The following is a 1,571-nucleotide window of genomic DNA, read 5'->3' on the forward strand; positions in this document are numbered from 1 at the left end:
TAATCACCACCCAATGGTAATCCTTCGAAACTATATGTTCCATCTGTATTCGTCATTATCATAAAGTTCATATCTCCATTGATATTCACTTCTACGCCTTCTACCGTTTCGGCATCTTCTGTCATGATGATACCCGCTATCGTTCCTACATTGGAAGGATCTTCACAGGTAATGTGAGTTTGTACCAAGATGTAAGTCTCACAGTAATCGTAGTTACCTTCTTCATCAAAGGCGTATACATAGACGACGGTGTTCTCATCATCAGCTTCTGTCAATACCAATCCGGTATCATCAGGGCTTGGTACAAAGTCAGGGTCAGCTTCTACGTCAGCCGCGCGGTAAATAGCGTACTTGGTAACTCGTGGTAGACCGCCGAACAGTTCTGGTCCTTGACCGGTACAATCACTGATGGGTGATCCTTCAAAGTCACTGGCCCAAATAGCCATCGAACAACCTTCGCCTTCGTTTGGCATCAGCGTTACGGTCAGTCCGTTGATACATACTGGGGCGGGGCCTTTGCAGTCGATCACATCAAATACGATGGTCTCGCTGGTCTGGTTACCACAACCGTCTTCGAACAATACGCGTACTGCGTGGTAGATGTTATCTCCCATCGCGCTCGTGATAATCGGGAAGCTACCCGTGAACAGGTAGGTGCCGTCTTCATTGTCATCAATGTAACCAAGGGCGTCTTCGTCAGCTACAAACTCGTTCGACTTGATGTCACCGTCGCCGTTGGCATCTACTGCGAATAAGTCAAGTGAAGCAGATACGATGCTTACCACCAGGTTACCGTCACCATCAAATAACTCACATTCGTCACTTACACTGAATGGAATGCGTACGGTTTCTTCACAGTCGCCGTCATCATCACCGAACTGGCCAGCGAGTAAGTCAGGACAATTTTCTGTTGGGCCACCGTATTCGCCAACACTCACCACTGGTGCGGTTGAGTCGTATACTTTCACAAACTGCGTGTAGATATAGCGACCGTAGTTCGGTAACGTCGGGCTATCACAGTTGCTCAAGGAACTGTCTCCATCGCGGTCATTGTGACGACGATCAATACAGAAGCTGTCATCACTGTAGCGTACTACCGGGCGCTCGTTGCCTTCTACAGCACGATCTACAGGTAGTGATTCACCGTCATCTTCCGTCATGCGAGGAAGAACATAGCCGGTGTATTCACCATCCCATAAACACCAGTTGATTACATCGTAGGTGATCGAGTACTTGTAGCACTCATCACCAGTTGCACTGTAGATCACAGGCTCGCCGATATTGACCGTCAGTATATCACAACCATCAGCGGTGGTGATAATCGTGGGTACATCAGGATCAGTACAGTCAGCATCAGCATCTTCAGGGAAGTCGATAACAAAATCGTGTACTTCCGTGATCGTGATCAGCTGGCTACAGCTGTTCGTCGAGCGGAACACTTCGTTGATGTCAATTGCTCCGTTGCCGTTCACATCACCTTCTGGACGTAACTGCCAAGCTTCAAAGCGACGGGTGATACTTCCCCAGCCACAATCGTTCACCTGGATGTTTGGTGTACGCTCTACGATGGT

At 48.4% G+C, this 1,571-nt stretch carries 1 pseudogene; it reads right to left on the bottom strand.

Annotation, left to right across the window (positions count from 1 at the left end):
* Window positions 1-1,571: pseudogene (locus A3EU_RS34705) on the bottom strand (hypothetical protein); the annotation flags it as partial.

The sequence above is a fragment of the Lewinella cohaerens DSM 23179 genome (assembly GCF_000379805.1).
Lineage (GTDB): Bacteria > Bacteroidota > Bacteroidia > Chitinophagales > Saprospiraceae > Lewinella > Lewinella cohaerens.